This window comes from Kaistia sp. UC242_56 (assembly GCF_044452255.1).
GTDB lineage: Bacteria > Pseudomonadota > Alphaproteobacteria > Rhizobiales > Kaistiaceae > Kaistia > Kaistia defluvii_A.
Genome location: NZ_JBIOAN010000002.1, coordinates 1,422,262 through 1,441,293 on the forward strand (window position 1 = coordinate 1,422,262; position 19,032 = coordinate 1,441,293).

19 protein-coding genes are annotated in these 19,032 nt (G+C 65.9%); 12 read left to right on the forward strand and 7 right to left on the reverse strand.

The window, feature by feature from the left end; all coding sequences use genetic code 11:
- Positions 1–118 precede the first annotated feature (118 nt).
- Complete coding sequence (locus ACHMWQ_RS09370) at positions 119–1,030, forward strand: LysR family transcriptional regulator (RefSeq protein ID WP_396307256.1); 912 nt, start codon at positions 119–121, stop codon at positions 1,028–1,030.
- 23 nt (positions 1,031–1,053) lie between these two features.
- Here the strand turns inward: ACHMWQ_RS09370 and ACHMWQ_RS09375 are convergent, their stop codons facing one another.
- Positions 1,054–1,596, reverse strand: coding sequence for a flavin reductase family protein (locus tag ACHMWQ_RS09375; RefSeq protein ID WP_396307257.1), 543 nt, complete (start codon positions 1,594–1,596; stop codon positions 1,054–1,056).
- 319 nt (positions 1,597–1,915) lie between these two features.
- Entirely contained in the window at positions 1,916–2,518 is a 603-nt protein-coding gene (locus tag ACHMWQ_RS09380) for a biliverdin-producing heme oxygenase (RefSeq protein WP_396307258.1), read from the reverse strand.
- A gap of 649 nt (positions 2,519–3,167) precedes the next feature.
- Between ACHMWQ_RS09380 and ACHMWQ_RS09385 the strand changes: the two genes are divergently transcribed.
- The 9 genes from ACHMWQ_RS09385 to ACHMWQ_RS09425 all read left to right on the forward strand — a co-directional run bounded on the left by ACHMWQ_RS09385 (position 3,168) and on the right by ACHMWQ_RS09425 (position 13,515).
- Positions 3,168–4,850 carry an ABC transporter substrate-binding protein gene (locus tag ACHMWQ_RS09385; protein WP_396307259.1) on the forward strand — a complete coding sequence of 561 codons (1,683 nt, stop codon included), beginning with the start codon at positions 3,168–3,170 and terminating at the stop codon, positions 4,848–4,850.
- Between the two features lie 70 nt (positions 4,851–4,920).
- The gene (locus tag ACHMWQ_RS09390; protein ID WP_266333454.1) at positions 4,921–5,976 is read left to right on the forward strand and encodes an ABC transporter permease; all 1,056 of its coding nucleotides are present in this window, start codon (positions 4,921–4,923) and stop codon (positions 5,974–5,976) included.
- Positions 5,976–6,815, forward strand: a complete 840-nt coding sequence (locus ACHMWQ_RS09395) for an ABC transporter permease (RefSeq protein ID WP_396307260.1) — start codon at positions 5,976–5,978, stop codon at positions 6,813–6,815. The genes ACHMWQ_RS09390 and ACHMWQ_RS09395 overlap by 1 nt, the downstream gene beginning before the upstream one ends.
- A complete protein-coding gene (locus tag ACHMWQ_RS09400) occupies positions 6,812–8,485 on the forward strand; it encodes an ATP-binding cassette domain-containing protein (protein ID WP_396307261.1) in 1,674 nt (557 codons plus the stop codon). The genes ACHMWQ_RS09395 and ACHMWQ_RS09400 overlap by 4 nt, the downstream gene beginning before the upstream one ends.
- Complete coding sequence (locus ACHMWQ_RS09405; RefSeq protein ID WP_396307262.1) at positions 8,482–9,411, forward strand: NAD-dependent epimerase/dehydratase family protein; 930 nt, start codon at positions 8,482–8,484, stop codon at positions 9,409–9,411. The genes ACHMWQ_RS09400 and ACHMWQ_RS09405 overlap by 4 nt, the downstream gene beginning before the upstream one ends.
- Positions 9,411–10,166: an SDR family NAD(P)-dependent oxidoreductase gene (locus ACHMWQ_RS09410; RefSeq protein ID WP_396307263.1), complete on the forward strand. Its 756-nt coding sequence runs from the start codon at positions 9,411–9,413 to the stop codon at positions 10,164–10,166. Before ACHMWQ_RS09405 ends, ACHMWQ_RS09410 begins: the two co-directional genes overlap by 1 nt.
- A 40-nt stretch (positions 10,167–10,206) precedes the next feature.
- Positions 10,207–11,640, forward strand: coding sequence for a dihydropyrimidinase (hydA, locus tag ACHMWQ_RS09415; protein ID WP_396307264.1), 1,434 nt, complete (start codon positions 10,207–10,209; stop codon positions 11,638–11,640).
- A gap of 14 nt (positions 11,641–11,654) precedes the next feature.
- On the forward strand, positions 11,655–12,413 hold the full coding sequence (locus tag ACHMWQ_RS09420) for an SDR family NAD(P)-dependent oxidoreductase (protein ID WP_266333460.1): 759 nt from the start codon (positions 11,655–11,657) through the stop codon (positions 12,411–12,413).
- Between the two features lie 121 nt (positions 12,414–12,534).
- Positions 12,535–13,515: an asparaginase gene (locus tag ACHMWQ_RS09425; protein WP_396307265.1), complete on the forward strand. Its 981-nt coding sequence runs from the start codon at positions 12,535–12,537 to the stop codon at positions 13,513–13,515.
- A gap of 307 nt (positions 13,516–13,822) precedes the next feature.
- On the opposite strand, the gene ACHMWQ_RS09430 is transcribed toward ACHMWQ_RS09425, so the two are convergent.
- From ACHMWQ_RS09430 to ACHMWQ_RS09445, 4 genes are all read right to left on the reverse strand, one after another.
- Positions 13,823–14,914: a CobW family GTP-binding protein gene (locus tag ACHMWQ_RS09430; RefSeq protein WP_396307266.1), complete on the reverse strand. Its 1,092-nt coding sequence runs from the start codon at positions 14,912–14,914 to the stop codon at positions 13,823–13,825.
- Entirely contained in the window at positions 14,914–15,219 is a 306-nt protein-coding gene (locus ACHMWQ_RS09435; protein WP_354552570.1) for a hypothetical protein, read from the reverse strand. Before ACHMWQ_RS09435 ends, ACHMWQ_RS09430 begins: the two co-directional genes overlap by 1 nt.
- A gap of 79 nt (positions 15,220–15,298) precedes the next feature.
- Positions 15,299–16,198 (reverse strand): polysaccharide deacetylase, encoded by a 900-nt coding sequence (locus tag ACHMWQ_RS09440; protein WP_396307267.1) that lies wholly within the window; start codon positions 16,196–16,198, stop codon positions 15,299–15,301.
- A gap of 44 nt (positions 16,199–16,242) precedes the next feature.
- Positions 16,243–17,004 (reverse strand): FadR/GntR family transcriptional regulator, encoded by a 762-nt coding sequence (locus tag ACHMWQ_RS09445; RefSeq protein WP_354552572.1) that lies wholly within the window; start codon positions 17,002–17,004, stop codon positions 16,243–16,245.
- 203 nt (positions 17,005–17,207) lie between these two features.
- On the opposite strand from ACHMWQ_RS09445, the gene ACHMWQ_RS09450 reads away from it, so the two are divergent.
- Together ACHMWQ_RS09450 and ACHMWQ_RS09455 are read left to right on the forward strand one after the other, a co-directional pair.
- A complete protein-coding gene (locus ACHMWQ_RS09450) occupies positions 17,208–17,819 on the forward strand; it encodes a PadR family transcriptional regulator (protein ID WP_354552574.1) in 612 nt (203 codons plus the stop codon).
- Positions 17,819–18,124, forward strand: a complete 306-nt coding sequence (locus ACHMWQ_RS09455) for a DUF2218 domain-containing protein (protein ID WP_396307268.1) — start codon at positions 17,819–17,821, stop codon at positions 18,122–18,124. Before ACHMWQ_RS09450 ends, ACHMWQ_RS09455 begins: the two co-directional genes overlap by 1 nt.
- Positions 18,125–18,131: 7 nt before the next feature.
- Here the strand turns inward: ACHMWQ_RS09455 and ACHMWQ_RS09460 are convergent, their stop codons facing one another.
- A complete protein-coding gene (locus ACHMWQ_RS09460; protein WP_396307269.1) occupies positions 18,132–19,019 on the reverse strand; it encodes a LysR family transcriptional regulator in 888 nt (295 codons plus the stop codon).
- Between the last annotated feature and the right edge of the window lie 13 nt (positions 19,020–19,032).

Consider the following 19,032-nt stretch of genomic DNA (forward strand, 5'->3'; position numbering starts at 1 on the left):
GGATCGCTCGGCGGCAGAACTCAGCCCCGGCAAGGTGCAGTCTTTTCGTGTTCTCCAAAAATGCTATGATTTCAGCGATGCGGTGCAAAAAATGCACCGGCCTCCGGAGAGCGACGCGATGCGCCACTTGCAGACCTTCCTGATGATCGAGGCGGTGGCGCGCGCCGGCTCGATGCGCAAGGCGGCCGAGGACATGAACATCACGGCATCAGCGCTGGTCCGCCGCATCAACCGCTTCGAGGATGAGTTCGGCGCCGAACTGTTCGAGCGGCTGCCGGGCGGGGTCCGGCTCAACTCGGCCGGCGAATTGCTGCTGCATCACTATCGCGCCACGCGGTCCGACCTGCTGCGGGTGCAGGGACAGGTCGCCGATCTATCCGGCGAGCGGCGCGGCCATGTCTCGATCGCCTGCTCGCAGGCGTTGTTGCCCTATTTCCTGCCGCAGGAGATCGCCCGCTATCGCGCCGATCATCCAGGCGTCACCTTCTCGGTGCATGTGCGCGACCGCGCCCAGGCCGAGCAGGACCTGGCCAGCTATTCAAGCGACCTCGCGCTGGTGTTCGAGCCGGTCTATCTCGTCGATTTCGAGGTGCTGCACGTCATCCCGCAGCCTGTCCACGTCGTCATGCGCGCCGATCATCCGCTGGCGGCGAAGAGCGAGATCCGGCTGCGCGAATGTCTCGATGTTCCGCACATCGCGCCGAGCACGAAGTTCGGTGTTCGCCATCTGCTCGATTTCGCGGCCCGGCGCGGATCGCGGCGCGTCTCCCCGGTGGTCGAGACCGAGAGCTTCGACATGATCCGCCATTATGTCCGGCACGAGAACGTCATCGGGTTCCAGATCGGCATCGGCCTGCGCGATCCCGGCGACGGTTCGCTGGTGTTCCGGCCGATCGCCGAGCGAGACCTGCCGGCCGGCAACCTGATCCTCGGCCAGATGCGCGGCCGCGCGCTGCCGGTGGCATCCGCCCGCTTCGCGGTTCAACTCGCCACCAGCCTCAAGGATTATGCGGCGGCGGGCCGGTACTAGCCGGCGTCCGATCCGCCATGGGCCTACGCCGTCTGGTTGGACAGGTGGCGGTAGCCGCCGTGCCAGTAGAGCAAAGGCTGGGCTTCCGCCCGCGTCGTGATCGCGCGGACCGAGCCGATCAGGATCGAGTGCGAATGCCGCTCGATCGCCTCTTCCAGTTCGCAATCGAGCACGGTCAGCGCACCGACCAAGCCGAGGTTGCCGCTGGCGAGCGTCTCCCACGCGGCGCCCTCATAGCGGTCGGCGCCCTTGACGCCGCCCCGGCCGGCGAAATTGTCGGCCACGGCCTGCTGGTCGTCGGCCAGCACGTTCACGCAAAAGCGGCGATAGCGCTGGAGGATTGGCCAGGAGGACGAGGCACGGTTAAGCGAGACGAGGATCGAGGGATGATCCGCCGAGAGGGAGGACACCGAGGTTGCGGTGAACCCGGTCCGATCGCGGCCCTGTCCGAGCGTGACGACGCTGACGGCTCCTGCCAGAAACCGCATCGAGTGCTTGAAGTCCGCGCTTTCGACGGGAGGCTGCTCGGGGATCAGCATGGGGTCATAGGCTGCGGCAAGCGACATGGTTTTCTCCATGGGGGACGTCGTTCGAGCGGTCGCGCGCCGGTTTTGGCGGGAGGCGGGGCAGGGCGATGCGATCGGAGGGGCAGGCGGCCTTCATGCCCCATTGCAGCACGGACGGCCGAGGCAAGACGAGGGCGGGCCAGTCCGGGATTGCCCCTTTGCGAGGACTTTCCTTGCTGAAAGGCGGGGAATGCGGGGAAGAAAAAACCGCCGGTCGACCGAGGCGACAAATGGGGTCTTCTCCGGCGTGAGCGGCGGGTGGTGCCCGCCGCCGTTATCAGGGGCTTGGACGGCAGCGGGCGAGCCGGCGCCGAAGCTTTCAGGCGAAGACGTCCGTCACCAGGCCATGCACGCGGCGGAAGGCGGCGCGGGCGCCCTCGATCATGCGCGCTTCCTCTGCCTCGTCGAGATCGAGCGCGTCGAGCGCCGCGGTGAACGTCTTCCAGTGCAGGCCGCGGCCTTCCGGCGCGCCGGCCAGATGGCGGGCTCCGAATTCTTCCGAAAGGCCAAGCTTGGCGGCCTGCTTGATCAGGAAGGCGGCGCCGAGATTGGAGCCTTCGGCGACATAGAGCCAGCCCAGCGCGGTCGGGATGTCGGGATTGCCGTCAAAGGCGGGGGGCGTCGCGGCGGCGGGGGCCGTCACGGCGAGATCGCCAAGGTCCTGCTCGATGTCGTCAAAGCGCCGCCGGCCGGCCAGGTCGGGCAGCAGGCGATCCAGCGCCGGGTTGAAGTAGAGAGCGTCGATATCGCGGTGGAACTGGTGCTGCACCTTGAGGAACAGCGCATAGCGCTCGCGGCTCTCGAACGGCCGTCCGGCCATGATCGACTGGTCGAGCCGGCTATGGGTCTCGGTCGTCTCGGCCTTCAGCAGCTTGGCGCGCCCGGTATCGAGCGGCTTTGCCCGTTCCATCGTCTCGCTCATGCGGAGTCTTTCCATGAAAGTTGACTTTTGCCCCTTGGTATAGCTCCGGGCGCGGCTGTCAAGCTGACCCGAGGGACGCTGCCGGGACAGAGGCTTTTCGGAAGAAGGGCCGGTCGACGCGGGCCGCTGGAGCCCCGGATGGGCCATTTGGGGCCATTGGGCCAGATTGTCACAAACCGGTCAGACCAAATTGCAGGCAGTCTGGCGCGCAGGCGGCATCAGGGGCGGGCGGATCGTCGCGAGGTTAAGCGGTGTCATGAAGAGCCGCCAACCTATAGCGATGTATAGATTCCCAATGTATTGCCCGGATCTCCTGTTATCTCGGAGTGAAAATTCCAGTCCGGGGATCTACGGCGACCGCAACCGTTCACCGATGCGATGTAGGCATGCAAAATATCTGTAAATATAGTCTGGTGGCGACATTATGGACAAATGTTTTCGTCGCTGATCCGCAGAATCCGCCGTGATTATCTTGCGGAGTTTCGCTGGATTATCGGCAATTTGCCGTCTTTTTAATCCTGATCGAGTCTTGTGCATAAAGCGCTGAAAATTTGTCGTTGTCGATGGGCGCCCGCATCGGGAGGATGCTCTCACACCTGCATTGGTCAGACCAGTCGTGCGGTGCCACTCCCATCTCAAGGAGACGAACGTGCAGACTTTCCCTCATACCTCCAGCGGCATGACGAGACGTCTGCCGGAAGGCAAGGGCGCCGCGCGGTCCCTGTGGCTGCGCAAGGCGCCGCTCAAGGGCATCTTCGCCGGCCTCGTCGGCGCCTTCATGGCGACGACCGTGCTGGGCTCCGTCGGCGCCTTCGCGCAGGACGCCAAGACCACGCTCGTCGTGGCCGCGCCGCGCACGCCGGAATCGCTAGACCAGGAATACCCGCCGACCGAAGCCGGCCATGAAGTGCGCCGCAACGTGTTCGAGCGCCTGCTGACCTACAAGCAGAAGAAGGGCGACGACGGCATCTTCTATGAAGATTTCGGCGCGATCGACGGCGCGCTCGCCGAGAAATGGGAAGTCTCGGACGATCGCAAGTCGATCACCTTCCACCTGCGCAAGGGCGTCAAGTCGGCGCTTGGCAACGAGCTCAACGCCGATACGGTGATGTGGTCGTTCCTGCGCGGCTGGAACATGAAGTCCAATTTCCATTGGTACATGACGCAGATCTTCAAGATCGAGGATTTCGACACCGCGTTCCAGAAGGTCGATGACTACACCGTCAAGGTCACGCTGCCCAACGCCTCGCCGCTGATCGAGCGCATCTGGATCAACAGCGATCTTGGCATTCTCGACTCGGTCGAGGTCAAGAAGCACCTGACCGACGCCGATCCCTGGGCCGCTTCCTGGCTCGCCACCAACACCGCTGCCTTCGGCCCGTATTTCATCAGCAAGTACAAGCCCGGCCAGGAAGTCGTCTACGACGCCAACCCGAACTACTTCCGCGGCGAGCCCAAGCTGAAGCGCGTCATCCTGCGCGAGATGCCGACCTCGGCCAACCGCGTCGCCGCCATCCAGGCCGGCTCGGTCGACGTCGCCGAATATCTGCTGCCCCGTGAACTGGCGCTGCTCGAGAAGGCGCCCGGCGTCGAAGTGCACAAGGTGTTCGGCAACTTCATCCACCGCGTCGAGATGAACAACGCCAAGCCGCCCTTCGACAACGTCAAGGTCCGCCAGGCGCTGAACTACCTGGTGCCGCGCGACGAGATCCTGAAGAGCGTCTATTTCAACACCGCGCGCTTCACCAAGAGCCCGATCTCGGAAATCTATCCGGGCTTCTCGGACGAGTTCTTCGCCTATTCGAACGATCCGGCCAAGGCCAAGGCGCTGCTCGCCGAAGCCGGCTTCCCGGAAGGCTTCAAGACCCAGCTCGCCTACCGCACCGGCGACCAGCTTGAAGAGGAAATGGCCGTCATCCTGAAGTCCGCCTTCGCCAAGGCCGGCGTCGATGTCGAACTGCTGAAGCTGCCGGCCTCGACCCTGGTCGAGCGCTACACCAAGGGCGAAGTGCCGATGTACTTCTTCCGCGACATGGCGATCGTCCCCGACGCCGCCTATGTCGCCAATCTCTGGCTGAACAGCGCCTCGGCGATCAACTACTCCAAGTTCAAGAGCGACGAGGTCGATCAACTGATCGACAGCGGCCTCAAGAGCACGGATGAGCCGAAGCGCCTCGTCGACATGAAGCGCGTGCAGCAGATCACCATGGAGCAGGCCCCCTGGGTCTTCCTGATGAACCCCGGCTACCAGCTCGCCACGCGGGCCAACGTCAAGGGCTACTCCTGGTACACGCCCAACGGCAACGCCTTCTTCGACCTCTCGAAGGAATAGCGAACAGCGCGGCCTCGCCCCCCGGCGGGGCCGCATCTCCTTCTCCGGTTGCGAAGACAGGAAAGATCCGATGACCGTGGCTGTTGCCAATCTTGGCGTCTACTGGCGGGCGATACCCCGGCCGTTGCGCATCATCACCAGCCGGCTCCTGATGCTGGTGCCGCAGATGTTCGGCGTCATGATGGTGACGTTCCTGCTGGTGCGCATGCTGCCCGGCGATCCGGCGCTGCTGCTGCTTGGCAACATGGCGACGCCCGACACGATCGCGGCCTTCCGCGAGAAGCTGGGCCTCAATCTCAGCCTGTGGGAACAGTTCGTCCATTATGTCGGCAATGCGCTGCATGGCGATCTCGGGGTTTCGATCTTCACCTCGAACCCGGTCGTGACCGATCTTCTGGAGCGCGCCCCCGCGACGCTGGAACTGATCACCTATGCGATGCTGCTGACGATCCTGATCGGCGTGACGTTGGCGATCATCTCTGTCGTCAGGGCCGGCGGCGTCGTCGATATCGGCAGCCGCGTCTACGGCCTCGCCGCCGGCGCCATTCCCGATTTCTGGGTCGGCCTCCTGCTGATCTATTTCTTCTTTTACATTCTCGGCTGGGCGCCGGCCCCCTTCGGCCGGATCGACACCTTCGTGTCGCCGCCGGATACGGTGACGGGCTTCTACACCATCGACAGCCTGATCGCCGGCGACCTCAACGCCTTCGTCTCCTCGCTCGGACGGCTGACGCTGCCCGTCCTCACGCTCGCCATCGTCAATGCCGGCGCGCTGATGAAGATGACCAAGACGACCTTCGCCGACATCTATCGCAGCGACTTCATCCGCCATGCCCGCGCCTCCGGCCTCTCCGAAGGCACGATCCGCCGCATCGCGCTGCGCAACAGCCTGCCACCGATCATCACCCTGGTCGGCTTCATGTTCGGCTTCCTACTGGGCGCGGCGGTTCTCGTCGAGACGATCTTCGCCTGGGGCGGGCTCGGCCAGTATGCCGTGCAGTCGGTCGTCAACAGCGACTATCCGGCGCTGCAGGGCTTCGTCCTCGTCGCCGCCGCCTTCATCCTGATCGTCTACACGGTGGTGGACATCCTCTACGAACTCGCAGATCCGAGGATTCGCGTCTGATGACCCGCTTCATCCGCTACGTCTCCAAGCATCCGGGCGCGATGGTCGGGCTCACGCTCCTGGCCCTCCAGATCGCCTCGATCCTGTTCGCCCCCTGGCTCACCTTCTACTCGCCGGAGGAGGCTGATCCGCTGATGTCGCTGCAGCCGCCCTCGGCCGCGCACTGGTTCGGCACCGACGTCTCGGGCATGGATATCTATACCCGCATCGTCTACGCCACCCGCATCAACCTGCTGATCAGCATCGTCGCCGTGGCCTTCGCCTTCGTCGTCGGCGTGCCGATCGGGCTGCTGATCGGCTTCTACCGCAACTGGATGAGCGCGCTGGTCATGCGCGTGTTCGATTTCATCCAGTCCTTCCCGGTCTTCGTGCTCGGCATGGCGCTGGTGTCGGTGATGGGGCAGGAGATCTGGAACGTCGCCATCGTGCTGGCGGTGCTGTTCATCCCGATGTTCGCCCGCCTCATCCGCGCCGAGGTGCTGTCGCTGCGCGAGCGGCCCTATGTCAGCGCGGCGCGCTGCAGCGGGGCGACGGACGGCTCGATCATGTTCCGCCACATCCTGCCCAACGCTTTGACGCCGGCCATCGTCCAGGTCTCGATCAGCATCGGCCTCGCCATCCTGCTCACCGCCGGTCTCTCCTTCGTCGGTGCCGGCGTGCGCATGCCGACGCCGGAATGGGGCCTGATGGTCTCGACCGGCGCGCAGCAGATGATCCTCGGCGTCTGGTGGGTGGCGCTGTTCCCCGGCCTTGCCATCGTCATCTCCGTGCTCAGCTTTGCGCTGCTCGGCGACATGGTGAAGGACCTTTCCGACCCGACCACGAGGGAACGCCGATGAGCGATCGCAACTCCACCGCTCTGCTCGAGGTCGACAATCTCTCGGTCGATTTCGGCGAGGGTACGCGCCAGGCGCTTTCGAACATTTCGTTCAGCCTCGGCCGCGACGAGATCCTCGGCATTGTCGGCGAGACCGGCGCCGGCAAGTCGCTGCTCGCCCGCAGCCTGCTGAACCTGCTGCCCGAGGGCGGCCGCTTCACCAGTGGCGACATCCGCCTCGAGGGCGAGACGGTGCTTGGCATCAGCGAGGCGGAGCAGCGCAAGATCCGCGGCGGCCGCATCGCGCTGATCGGCACCAATGCCAAGGCCTTGCTGTCGCCGGTCGAGACGGTCGGCGCGCAGATCGCCCGCGTGCTCCGCGCCCACCGCAATTGCAGCCAGAAGGAAGCGTGGAAGGCGGCCGTCGACCTGATGGTTCAGGTCGGCATCGTCAATCCGGAACGCCGCGCCAAGGCCTATCCGCACGAGCTTTCCGGCGGCATGGCGCAGCGCATCGTCATCGCCATGGCGATGGTTGCGGGGCCCGACGTGGTGCTCGCCGACGACGCGACGCTCGGCCTCGACGCCACGATCCAGGTCCAGGTGCTCGACCTCCTGGTCAAGCGCTGCCGCGAGCTGGGCGCCGGCGCCGTGCTGATCACCCACGATCTCGGCATCGTCGCGCATTATTGCGACCGCGTCGCGATCATGAAGGAGGGACGGATCGTCGAGCTGGAAGAGGTCGGCAAGTTCCTGGCCGCGCCGAAGGAACAATACGGCCAGGCGCTGCTCGATGCCGCGCGAGTTCGTCCGACGCCGATGGTCGCCAAGGTCGAGGATCCCGCGCTCGAGAAGCAGCCCGAGACGCCGCTGCTCGACGTGCGCCGCCTGCTCAAGCTGTTCCCGATCGCCGGCACGCAGGACGTGGTGCGCGCGATCGACGACGTGTCCTTCTCGGTCAAGCGCGGCGAGACGCTGGCGCTGGTCGGCGAGAGCGGCTCCGGCAAGACGACGGTCGGGCAGTGCCTCGTGCGCCTGCTCGAGAGCGATGGCGGCGGCATCACCTTCGACGGCGTCGACATCACCACCATGCCGGCGGCCGAGTTCCGCGCCATGCGCCGGCGCATCCAGATGGTGTTCCAGGAACCCTATGTTGCGCTCAACCCGCGCTGGCCGGTCAAGGCGCTGATCGCCGAACCGCTGCGCCTCGATCCGACGCTCGACCGCGCCGCGACTGACAAGCGGGTTCGCCAGCTCATCGACCTGGTGCAACTCCCCGCCGGTATCGCCGAGGTCTATCCGCACCAGCTGACGGCCGGCGAGCAGAAGCGCGTCGGCATCGCCCGCGCGCTGGCGACCCGGCCGGATTTCGTCGTCTTCGACGAGCCGACCACGGCGCTCGATATCCGCGTCCGCGCCCAGATCATCGACCTGGTGCGCGACCTGCAGGCGGAGATGGGCATGTCGGCGCTGTTCATCACGCATGATCTCAATTCGGTGCGCTCGCTGGCGCATCGCGTCGCCGTCATGCGTTATGGCAAGATCGTCGAGGAGGGCGATACCGAGATGATCTTCTCTGCTGCGAAGGAAGACTACACCAAGGCGTTGCTGGCGGCCGAACTGCCGGTGGAACAGGGCACGGCGCAGCGCGACCGGGCCGAGACCCGACGTCTGGCAGGAGCCGCGGCATGAGCGACAAGGCAGTTCTCGTTACCGGCGCCGCCGGCCTGGTCGGCAATGTCGTGCGCCAGAAGCTGGAGAAGCAGGGGCGCGCCGTCGTCGCGATCGACCGGGTCGATCGCAGTGCCGACGGCCAGCCCATCATCCCCTGCGACGTCAATGACATCCACCGCCTGCATGCCGTCGTCACCGATCACGACGTCGATGCGATCATCCATTGCGGCGCCTATTCCGGCCCGATGGTGGCGCGCGACAATCCCTATTCCATGGTGCAGGTCAACATCGTCGGCACCGCCAACATGCTGGAACTGGCCCGCGTGCATAAGATGCGGCGCATGGTGTTCTGTTCCTCGACCAGCGCCTATGGCAACACGCCGGAAGGGCCGGTTCCCGAGGATGTCCCGCTCTATCCGACCACGGTCTATGGCGCGAGCAAAGCGGCGAGTGAGCAGCTGGTCTGGACCTATTTCCGCCAGTTCGGCGTCGATGCGGTGGCGCTGCGGCTCTCCTGGGTCTACGGACCCGGCCGCACGACGGACTGCATGATCCGCACGCTGATCGAGGATGCGCTTGCCCGGCGGCCGACGCGCGTGCCGTTCGGCGCCGATTTCCATCGCCAGTACATCCATGTCGACGACGCGGCCGGCGCGCTTCTGCTGGCGCTCGACGCCGCCGACCTGCCGCGCCGCATCTATACGGTGACCGGCGGCACCTATCATACGCTGCAGGAGATCGGCGACATCGTGAAGACGGTTCTTCCCGATGCCGACATCGAGATGCAGCCCGGCGCCGATCCGGTCGACGAGGTGCATCGGCGCTTCGATATCTCGGCCGTCGAGCGCGATCTCGGCTATGCGCCGAGCTTCGACCTCGAGGCCGGAATAAGGTCCTATGCCGACTGGATCGCCAGCCGGAAGCCGAATGCGGGAGCCCATTGATGAACGAATTTTCGCTTGCAGGCCGCAAGGCCCTCGTCACCGGCGGCAGCCGCGGCATTGGTGGCGAGACGGTCGAGCTCTTCGCCCGCTACGGCGCCGAAGTCGCCTTCTGCCACTATGGCGACGCGAAGAATGCCGAGGCGCTGGTCGCCCGGCAGGCCGGCGAGGGCTACACGGTCCACGCGATCGAGTGCAACGTCGCCGAGGAAGCCTCCGTCGACGCGATGGCCGTCTGGGCCAAGGAAAAGCTCGGCCAGATCGACATCCTCGTCAACCTCGCCGGCATTGGCGGCGACAAGGCCTTTGTCGATATCTCGGTCGCCGACTGGGACCAGATGCTCGGCGTGCATCTGCGCGGCACCTTCCTGGTCACGCGCCATTTCTTCGGCGACATGCTGGCGCGCGGCTATGGCCGGGTGATCAACTGCGCCTCGCAGCTCGCCTATAAGGGCGCGCCGGGCCTGGCGCATTATTGCGCCGCCAAGGCTGGCCTCGTCGGCTTCACCCGCGCGCTGTCCTATGAGGGCGCGCCGCATGGCGTCACCGTCAACGCGATCGCGCCGGGCGCCACCGAAACCGCGCTGCTGAACGGCCTCAGCCAGGAATGGCGCGACATGAAGAAGGCGCAGCTGCCGATCGGCCGTTTCGGCAAGGTGTCCGAAATCGCCCCTACCATTCTGATGCTCGCCTCGGACGCCGGCGCCTACTATGTCGGCCAGACGCTGTCGCCGAATGGCGGCGACGTGATGGTCTGACGGTCGCCTTCAAGAAACGTCTGATCCGGAAGAGGGCTCCATGAGCGACTATGATCTCGTCATTCGCGGCGGCACCGTCGTCACCGCGTCCGATACTTTGCGCGCCGATGTCGGCATCCGCGATGGCCGCATCATCGCCGTCGCCGAAAAGCTCGACGATGCCGACCGCATCATCGACGCCACCGGCCTGCTGGTCATGCCGGGCGGCATCGACAGCCATGTGCACCTGGCGCAGCCGGCCTTTGGCGGCCCGGCCATGGCCGACGGCTTCGAGAGCGGCACGCGCTCGGCGATCGCCGGCGGCAACACGACGGTGATCCCGTTCGCGCTGCAGCCGCGCGGCGCATCGCTCCGGAGCAGCGTCGTCGACTATCACAAGGAAGCCGACGGCAAGTCCTATTGCGACTATGGCTTCCATCTGATCATTTCCGACCCGAGCCCGAGCGTGCTCGGCCAGGAACTGCCCTCGCTGGTCGATGACGGCTACTCGTCGTTCAAGGTTTTCATGACCTATGACGACCTGGTGCTGAACGACCGGCAGCTGCTGGAGGTGTTCGACTGCGCGCGCGGCTGCGGCGCGCTCGTCATGGTCCATTGCGAGGGCTATGACGCGATCCGCTTCATGACCGAGAAGCTCGAGGCGGCCGGCAAGAAGGCGCCCTACTATCACGGCGTGTCGCGGCCGCAATCGGTCGAGCGCGAGGCGACGCACCGCGCCATCAGCCATGCCGAGCTGACCGACGTCCCGATCATGGTCGTGCATGTTTCCGGCCGCGAGCCGATGGAGCAGATCCGCTGGGCCCAGCAGAAGGGCCTTAAGGTCTATGCCGAAACCTGCCCGCAATATGTCGCCCTCACCGCCGACGACATGAAGGGCCTCAACATGGACGAGAGCGGCGGCAAATATGTCTGCTCGCCGCCGCCGCGCGACCATGCCAGCTGGGGCGCGATCTGGGAGGGCATCCGAACCGGCGTGTTCCAGACCTTCTCGTCCGACCATTGCCCCTTCTTCTACGAAGGCGAGATGGGCAAGCTCAATCCGAAGGCGCGTACCTCGTTCCGCTGGGTGCCGAACGGCATTCCTGGCGTCGAGACGCGGCTGCAGATCCTCTACCAGAAGGGCGTCGTCGAGGGCCGCATCACGGTCAACGAGTTCGTCGCGCTGACCTCGACCAACCACGCCAAGATCTATGGCCTCTATCCGAAGAAGGGCTCGATCGCGCCCGGCTTCGACGCCGACATCGTGCTGTGGGATCCCAACCGCAAGGAGACGATCCGGCAGGAGCTGATGCATCACGGCGCCGACTACACGCCCTATGAAGGGCTGGAGGTCACCGGCTGGCCGGTCATGACCGTGCTGCGCGGCAAGGTCGTGATGCAGGATGGCGAGATCGTCGGTGAGCCCGGCGATGGCGGCTTCCTCAAGCGCTCGCTTTCGCCCTACGCTGTGCCGAACGGCGCAGCCGCCCTGTAACGAACGGATATTTCATGACGCAGCCCATCGCCATCATCACCGGCGCCGGCATCGGCATCGGCCGGGCCACCGCCTTCACCTTCGCCCGCGCCGGCTATCATGTCGTGGTGACCGACGTCCTCGAGGCGGAAGGCAACGCCGTCGCCGAGGGCATCCGCGCCGAGGGCGGCAGCGCCGAGTTCCAGTTTCTCGACGTCACCTCGACCGAGCGCACCGATGCGCTGGTCGCCGATGTCGAGGCGCGCTTCGGCCAGATCGACGCGATCATCGCCAATGCCGGCATCGCCAAGAAGGTGCCGCTCGCCGACCTCACCGACGACCAGTGGGACCGCACGCTCGACGTCGACCTGAAGGGCGTGCTGCGCATCATCCGCGCCGCCGCCCCCGGCATGCGCCGCCGCAAGTCCGGCGCCATCGTCGCGCTGTCCTCGATCATGGGCGTTGCCTATGGCTGGGATGAGCATGTCCACTATTCCGCCGCCAAGTCCGGCGTCGTCGGCCTGGTGCGGGGGCTTGGCGTCGAGCTCGCCCCGGACGGCGTCCGCGTCAACGGCATCGCGCCCGGCTATATCCGCACTGCGCAGGCTCTGTCGAAGGAGCATTCGCTCGGCCCCGAGGGGTTGGAGCAGGCGGCGTCCTTCATCCCGATGGGCCGCGTCGGCGAGCCGGAAGACATTGCCGACGTCATCCTCTTCCTCGCCTCGCCCGGTTCGCGCTATATCACCGGCCAGGTCATCGTCGTCGACGGCGGACTGCTCGTCGGCCGCTACTGAAAATCCGGTCGCCGGTCGCCCTGGCGGCGGTCGGCGTCCTTCCTCATTCCCTGCAGGATCCGTCCGGAATGCCCCCGTTCCGGGATCCTTTTCGCGCCTCGCGCGAATGGAGTTGGTTTCCATGTCCCAGATCTCCCTGATCACGACCGGCGGCACTATCGCCTCCCGGCTCGCCGCCGACGGCCGCGATGTCGTCGCCAGCGTTTCCGGCGCCGACCTGCGCGAAACGCTGCAGGATCCGCTGGAGGGGATCGGGCTCACGATCGACGAATTCTGCAATGTCGGCAGCTACGCAATCGACCTGCCGCTCGCCTTCGGCCTGGCGAAGCGGATCGCCGAGCATCTTGCCGATCCCGCCTGCGGCGGCGTCGTCGTCACCCATGGCACCGACACGATGGAGGAGAGCGCCTGGATGGCCGATCTTCTCGTCGCCAGCGACAAGCCGGTCGTCTTCACCGGCGCGCAGCGGAGCGCCGACGAGCCCGATACGGACGGCCCGCGCAACATCGCCGCGGCGATCCGCATCGCCGCTAGCCCGGCCGCGCGCGGTCTTGGCGTCGTGATCGCCTTCGAGCAGGATTTCCACGCCGCCCGCGACGTCACCAAGACCCACACCTCGCGCGTCGACACCTTCCGCTCCGGCGAGCATGGCAAGCTGGGCGAGGTCGATGGCGAGCGCGTCCTCGTTCAGCGCAAGCCGTTGCTGCGCAAGGCCTATTCCGCCGAGCGGGTCGAGACGGATGTCGAGCTGATCAAGATGGTGATGGGCGCCTCCGACCGCGCCATCCGCTTTGCGGCATCGAGCGGCGCCAAGGCGATCGTGCTGGAAGGATTCGGCCGCGGCAACGCCACGCCGGCCGTTACACGAGCCGTCGAGGAACTGGCCGAAACCGGCATCCCCGTCATCGTCACGTCGCGCTGCCCGGAAGGCCGCGTCAAGCCGATCTACGGCAATGGCGGCGGCAAGGATCTGGAGCGCGCCGGGGTGATCTTTGCCGGCGACCTGACCGGCATCAAGGCCCGCATCCTCGCCTCGGTGCTGCTGGGCCTGGGGCTGGACCGGGAAGAGATCCGCGCGGAGTTTGAACTGCTGGGCGGGTAGGGGGCAGTCGTCGCCCCGGCGAAGGCCGGGGCCCATAGACACCGGCGCTGGCAAGAGGGGCTCAGCCTAGCGGCCACGCGCCAGCGTGTCTGGATCCCGGCCTCCGCCGGGATGACGACCGCGCCAGCTTTACGTGCGGGGCTCCACGCCGGCAGGCCTGCAGTGCCCAATCTCCAACATCCTGAGGCGCTTCGCGCAGCGAAGCCTCGAAGGACGCAGGGCCGATGGGCAGACGTCGTGCGTGCTTCGAGACGGCCCTTCGGGCCTCCTCAGCATGTTGAGATGGGTGCTTCGTGAAAGCCCGTCCTCACGCGCTCTTCGCAAGCCCTGCCGCCAGCGGCGCCAGGCCGTTGAAGGCGCGGAACGAACGCTCGACCAGGGCCGGGTCGAGCCCCCTGGCGATCACCACGAGATGCGTGCCGGTGACGCCGTCCGGCCAGCGGTCGAGATGCATCGGCTTGTGGATCAGGTGCTGCACGCCCTGGATGACGACCGGGCTGTCATTGCCCTCGATGTCGAGCAGGCCCTTCAGCCGCAAGATCTCGCCACCATGCCGGTTGAGCAGCATCGACAGCCAGAGCCCGAAGCGCGCCCAGGAGATCGGCGCGTCGCCGGTCAGCACAAAGGCGCGGATGTCGCCGTGCCGGTTGATGTCGTGCTCGTGCGCAGGGTGCGCATGCCCATGATGATGGTGGCCGTGATGGTCATGCGCGTGGCTCTCAGCCTTCAGCCAGCGGGCTACCTCCGCTCCACGTGCGGAAATGTCGTGGATGTCGCGCACGAACAGCGCCTCGTCCGGCTGCATGACTTCCGAGAGTTCGATGATTTCCGCCGCGGGGTTCAACGTTTCGAGCCGGGCGCGCAGCCGGGCCGTGGCCTCGGCCGGCGCGATGTCGCTCTTGGAGACGATGATCCGGTCGGCGACCGCGACCTGACGCTGCGATTCCGGGAAAGCGTCGAGGTTGCTCAGGCCGTTCGGCACGTCGACCACCGTGACGATGTTGCCGACGCGAAAATGGTGCCGCAGCATGGGATCGGCGGAGAGCGTGGCCACGATCGGCGCGGGGTCGGCAATGCCAGTGGTCTCGATCGCGATGCGGGAAAAGCGCGGGATCTCGCCGCTGCGGCTGCGCTCGAACAGCGACAGCAGCGCGGTCTTCAGATCGGTGCGGATGTTGCAGCAGATGCAGCCGCTCTTCAGAAGCACGATGTCGTCGTCGATCGCCTCGACGAGGAGATGGTCGAGCCCGACCTCGCCGAATTCGTTGATGATGACCGCCGTGCCGGAAAGCGAGGGGAGGGCGAGCAGGCGCTTCAGCAGCGAGGTCTTGCCGGCGCCGAGAAAGCCGGTCAGCACATTGGCGGTGATCCGCGCGTCGCTTTCGTCAGGGGCGGTCATCAGGAAATTCCCTCCATCCGGTCGAGGGCGGCCGGGTCGAGCGGGTCGAAGGTCCGGCCGGTGAGCCTTTCCGCTTCCGGCCAGATGGCGCCGAAATGGTCGATGATCGCGGTCTTGCCGTTGCGGGCGCGCAGCGTGAAGCGGCCGGCCCATTCGTCCAGCGTCAGGCCGTAGGGCTTCAGGATCTGGTTGGCGATGCGAGCGCGCGCCTGTCGTTCGGCCGCGGGAGTCAGACCGGTCGCCGTCGCCGCGCTGCCGCCGGTCCAGTGGTCGCTGCCGCCAAAGGCGCCGCACAATCCGCACATCGTCTGTTCCTTCCGGCCCTGGCCTTGGGTGGGGCGCGGCGGGGATCCGCAGACCGCCGCCGCGCCGATTGTCGTTCGATCAGGACTGCGGCCGCGCCGTGCCACTCTTCGGGAAGCGCTTGGCAAAATCCTCGGCGATGGTTTCCATCGTCACGAACTTCACGCCCTCGAAGCCCTTCATGTATTCGAACAGCCGCTCATGCATCTTCAGCACATGCGGCTTGCCCGAGACGTCGGGATGGATGGTCAGCGGGAAGACGGCGTAATCGTAATTCTCGTAGACCCAGTCGAACTGGTCCTTCCACATCTGCTCGATGTCGCGCGGATTGACGAAGCCGTGGCTGTTCGGCGAGGCCTTGATGAACATCATCGGCGGCAGGTCGTCGAGATACCAGGAGGCCGGGATCTCGATCAGGTCGGTCTCTTCGCCCTGGACATAGGGCTTCATCCAGGTCGAGGGATGCTTCGAGTAGTCGATCTTGGTCCATTCATCGCCGACCGTCACGTAATAGGGGTGATGGTCGTTGTGCATCAGCGAATGATCGTACTTGATGCCCTTCTGCTTCAGCAGCTCGTTGGTCTTGGAGCCGAACTCCCACCACGGCGCGACGTAGCCGCGCGGCGGCTTGCCGGAGAGCTTGGTGATCAGCTCGACGCATTTGTCGAAGATCGCCTCTTCCTGTTCGGGCGTCATGGCGATCGGGTTCTCATGGCTGTAGCCATGCATGCCGATCTCGTGGCCGGCGTCGGCGACGGCCTTCATCTCGGTCCAGAAGCTCTCGATCGAGTGGCCGGGGATGAACCAGGTGGTCTGGATGCCCCACTTCTCGAACATCCGCAGCAGGCGGGCGCTGCCGATATGGCCGGCGAAGGCGCCGCGCGAGATGTCGCAAGGGCTATCCTCGCCGCCATAGGAGCCAAGCCAGCCGGCTACGGCGTCGACGTCGATCCCGTAGGATACGAAGATCTCTTTCGGCATGTCGTTCCTTTCCGCTTAACATCGGGGCGGCGTGCCGCCCGCTTTCAGACCAGTTCAACGATGGAGATGCCGACGCGATGAGCCGTGCGGCTCAGATGGCGTCGCATATAGTAGCCCGCGCCCTCGGGATCGTTCATCACCAGCGCCTCGACCACGCGCTCGTGCTCGGCGACGGGATCCCAGAGCTTTTCGCGGGTGATCGGCAGCCGCGTGCTCTCGATCAGCACGCTGGCATAGCTGTGATGGATGTCCGACAGCAGCCGGTTGCGCGAGAAGCGCATGATCATGGCGTGGAATTCGAAATCGACCTGCGCGAAGGCGTCGACGTCGAACAGCCGCGCCGCCGTGCGGAAGGCCTGCAGATTGTCCTTGAGCAGGCCGATTTCCGGCGCGGTCAGCGTCATCGCTGCCAACTGCGCCGCCTGGCTCTCAGCGATATAGCGCACCTGGTAGACCTCGGCCGGGCTGTAGCGGGCGGAGAAGCGCCACGACATCGCCGAGCCGGATTCCGCCACCGCATGGGGGTCGCGCACGAAGGTGCCGCGCCCGGGTTCGATCGAAACCAGCCCGACGGTCGCCAGGATCGACAGCGCCTCGCGCAAGGTGGCGCGGCTGACATTGAGCTCGCGCGCCAGCTGGCGCTGCGCCACCAGCGCCTCGCCGGCGACCAGTTCGCCATCCTCGATCATCTTGCGCAGCTTGACGACCGCAAGTTGCGCCAGGCTGGCATTCGGGGTGGATGGGTCGCTGGAACCGCGTCCGGTCAGACCGGTGTCGATATCCTGGCTGTTGATGTCTGCCGTCATGCTTCCATTCGATCTTTCGGAGCGCGGTGGCGCTCGCTTGAGATCATGGCAGCTTGGAATTGGTCCGACCAGACTTTGATTTGTGCAATCGCACGGTGCATCCGCCAGTCAAAAAGGCAAGGGCCTCGAAAGCAGTTTCGATACAAGCGAGATATTTCTCGATATATCTTGATTTGAGATATATCGAGATCTATATCGGCTTCATGAAACACAGACACACCCATGACGGCCACGGCCGTCCCTTCGCCGCCCATGAGGATTTCTCGGGGCATCACCGCTTTCACCCCCACTTCCATCCGCATTCGGATCACGGTCGTCGCGGCCCGCATGGCCGCGGCGGCGGGCGCCATGGCGGTGGCCGCCTGTTCGATTATGGCGAGCTGCGCCTGCTGCTGCTGGCGATGATCGCCGAGAGGCCCTGGCATGGCTACGAGCTGATCAAGGCGATCGAGGAACGCTTCGGCGGCAGCTATACGCCCAGCCCCGGCGTGATCTATCCGACGCTCGCCTGGCTCGACGACATGGGCTATGCCGCGATTGAACCGGTCGAGGCCGGCCGCAAGCGCTATCGCATTACCGCCGAGGGCGAGGCCTTCCTCGCGGCCAATCGCGCCGCGGCGGATGAGCTCCTGGCCCGCGTCGGTCCGGTCGGCCGGGAAGGGAGCGAGGCGGTTCCCGCGCCGATGATCCGCGCCATGGAAAACCTCAAGCTCGCCCTGCGGCTTCGCATCCAGCGCGGCTCGATCGACGCCGCCGCCGCCGAAGCCATCGCCGCCGCCCTCGACGCGGCCGCCCAGACGGTGGAGCGCAGCTGATGGCCGATACCAGTCCGAACCCGCAGACCGCCGTCGCCACCGTGGCGACGGAGCATGCGAGCCGCTACCTGCAGCAGCTCTGCAAGCACTTCGCGCATAAGCTTCCCGTCACCTTCGACGAGACGGCGGGGCAGATCGATTTCTCGATCGGCACCTGCCAGCTGGCCGCGGCAGACGGCGTGCTGACCCTGACGCTGGCCGCGCCGGACGGTAGTGAGATGCCGCAATTGCAGGATGTCGTGGTGCGCCACCTCGTGCGCTTCGCGTTTCGCGAGGAACTCGCCATCGACTGGCGCCCCGCCTGAAACGGGCTTACGCCGCCTCGAATTCGCGGCGTGCGGCGCGGACGCTGGCGACGATGTGGCGTTGCACCTCGGCGACCCGGCGCAGCCGGTGCGTGTCGGGGTGCGATATCAGCCAGTAATTGCGGGTGAAGCGGATCTCCGGCAGCAGGCGCTTCAGCTCCGGGAAGCGCTGCGCGGCGTAATCGTGCAGGATGCCGATGCCATGGCCGGCGCGTACCGCCTCCATCTGGCCCATCACGCTGCCGCATTCGAAGCGGCGATGCATCAGCTGGCCGAGCCGGTCGGCATAGTCGAGCGCGCGGCTATAGACGAAGTCCTCGACATGCGTGACGAACAGCCGGCCGGCGAGATCGGCCTCCTGTTCGATCGGCCCCGTCTCGGCCAGGTAGCGCTCCGAGGCGTAGACGCTGAGCGTGTAGTCGGTCAGCTTCTGCACCAGCATGCGTCCCTGCTTGGGCCGGTCGAGCGTGATGACGATGTCGGCTTCGCGGCGGGACAGCGAGAAGGTTCGAGGCAGCGGCACCAGCTGGATCACGAGGTCGGGATAGCGCGCCGCCATGCCGCCCAGCGCCCCGGCGAGGAAATAATTGCCGAGCCCGTCCGGCGCGCCGACGCGGACCGCGCCGCTGATCGCCTCCGCCGTGCCGGAAAGTTCGGCCTCGAGCTGCAGGAATTCGGATTCGACCCGTTCTGCCGTCGAAAGCAGTGCCTCGCCGGCCGGCGTCAGGACACAGCCATTGGTCTGCCGCTCGACCAGCTTGGTCGAAAGCTCTTCCTCCAGCGCCGTCAGCTGGCGGCCGACCGTCGCGTGGTTGAGGCCAAGGCGCCTGGCGGCGCCGGCCAGCTGGCCGGTGCGCGCGACGGCGAGGAAGATGCGAATGCGATCCCAATCCATATCAGGACTATAA

Excerpts from the sequence above, each read along its gene's own strand:
- ACHMWQ_RS09370 (WP_396307256.1), top strand. The coding sequence starts at position 119 with ATGCGCCACTTGCAGACCTTCCTGATGATCGAGGCGGTGGCGCGCGCC.
- ACHMWQ_RS09375 (WP_396307257.1), bottom strand. The coding sequence starts at position 1,596 with ATGTCGCTTGCCGCAGCCTATGACCCCATGCTGATCCCCGAGCAGCCT.
- ACHMWQ_RS09380 (WP_396307258.1), bottom strand. The coding sequence starts at position 2,518 with ATGAGCGAGACGATGGAACGGGCAAAGCCGCTCGATACCGGGCGCGCC.
- ACHMWQ_RS09390 (WP_266333454.1), top strand. The coding sequence starts at position 4,921 with ATGACCGTGGCTGTTGCCAATCTTGGCGTCTACTGGCGGGCGATACCC.
- ACHMWQ_RS09395 (WP_396307260.1), top strand. The coding sequence starts at position 5,976 with ATGACCCGCTTCATCCGCTACGTCTCCAAGCATCCGGGCGCGATGGTC.
- ACHMWQ_RS09400 (WP_396307261.1), top strand. The coding sequence starts at position 6,812 with ATGAGCGATCGCAACTCCACCGCTCTGCTCGAGGTCGACAATCTCTCG.
- ACHMWQ_RS09405 (WP_396307262.1), top strand. The coding sequence starts at position 8,482 with ATGAGCGACAAGGCAGTTCTCGTTACCGGCGCCGCCGGCCTGGTCGGC.
- ACHMWQ_RS09410 (WP_396307263.1), top strand. The coding sequence starts at position 9,411 with ATGAACGAATTTTCGCTTGCAGGCCGCAAGGCCCTCGTCACCGGCGGC.
- hydA (WP_396307264.1), top strand. The coding sequence starts at position 10,207 with ATGAGCGACTATGATCTCGTCATTCGCGGCGGCACCGTCGTCACCGCG.
- ACHMWQ_RS09420 (WP_266333460.1), top strand. The coding sequence starts at position 11,655 with ATGACGCAGCCCATCGCCATCATCACCGGCGCCGGCATCGGCATCGGC.
- ACHMWQ_RS09425 (WP_396307265.1), top strand. The coding sequence starts at position 12,535 with ATGTCCCAGATCTCCCTGATCACGACCGGCGGCACTATCGCCTCCCGG.
- ACHMWQ_RS09430 (WP_396307266.1), bottom strand. The coding sequence starts at position 14,914 with ATGACCGCCCCTGACGAAAGCGACGCGCGGATCACCGCCAATGTGCTG.
- ACHMWQ_RS09435 (WP_354552570.1), bottom strand. The coding sequence starts at position 15,219 with ATGTGCGGATTGTGCGGCGCCTTTGGCGGCAGCGACCACTGGACCGGC.
- ACHMWQ_RS09440 (WP_396307267.1), bottom strand. The coding sequence starts at position 16,198 with ATGCCGAAAGAGATCTTCGTATCCTACGGGATCGACGTCGACGCCGTA.
- ACHMWQ_RS09445 (WP_354552572.1), bottom strand. The coding sequence starts at position 17,004 with ATGACGGCAGACATCAACAGCCAGGATATCGACACCGGTCTGACCGGA.
- ACHMWQ_RS09450 (WP_354552574.1), top strand. The coding sequence starts at position 17,208 with ATGAAACACAGACACACCCATGACGGCCACGGCCGTCCCTTCGCCGCC.
- ACHMWQ_RS09455 (WP_396307268.1), top strand. The coding sequence starts at position 17,819 with ATGGCCGATACCAGTCCGAACCCGCAGACCGCCGTCGCCACCGTGGCG.
- ACHMWQ_RS09460 (WP_396307269.1), bottom strand. The coding sequence starts at position 19,019 with ATGGATTGGGATCGCATTCGCATCTTCCTCGCCGTCGCGCGCACCGGC.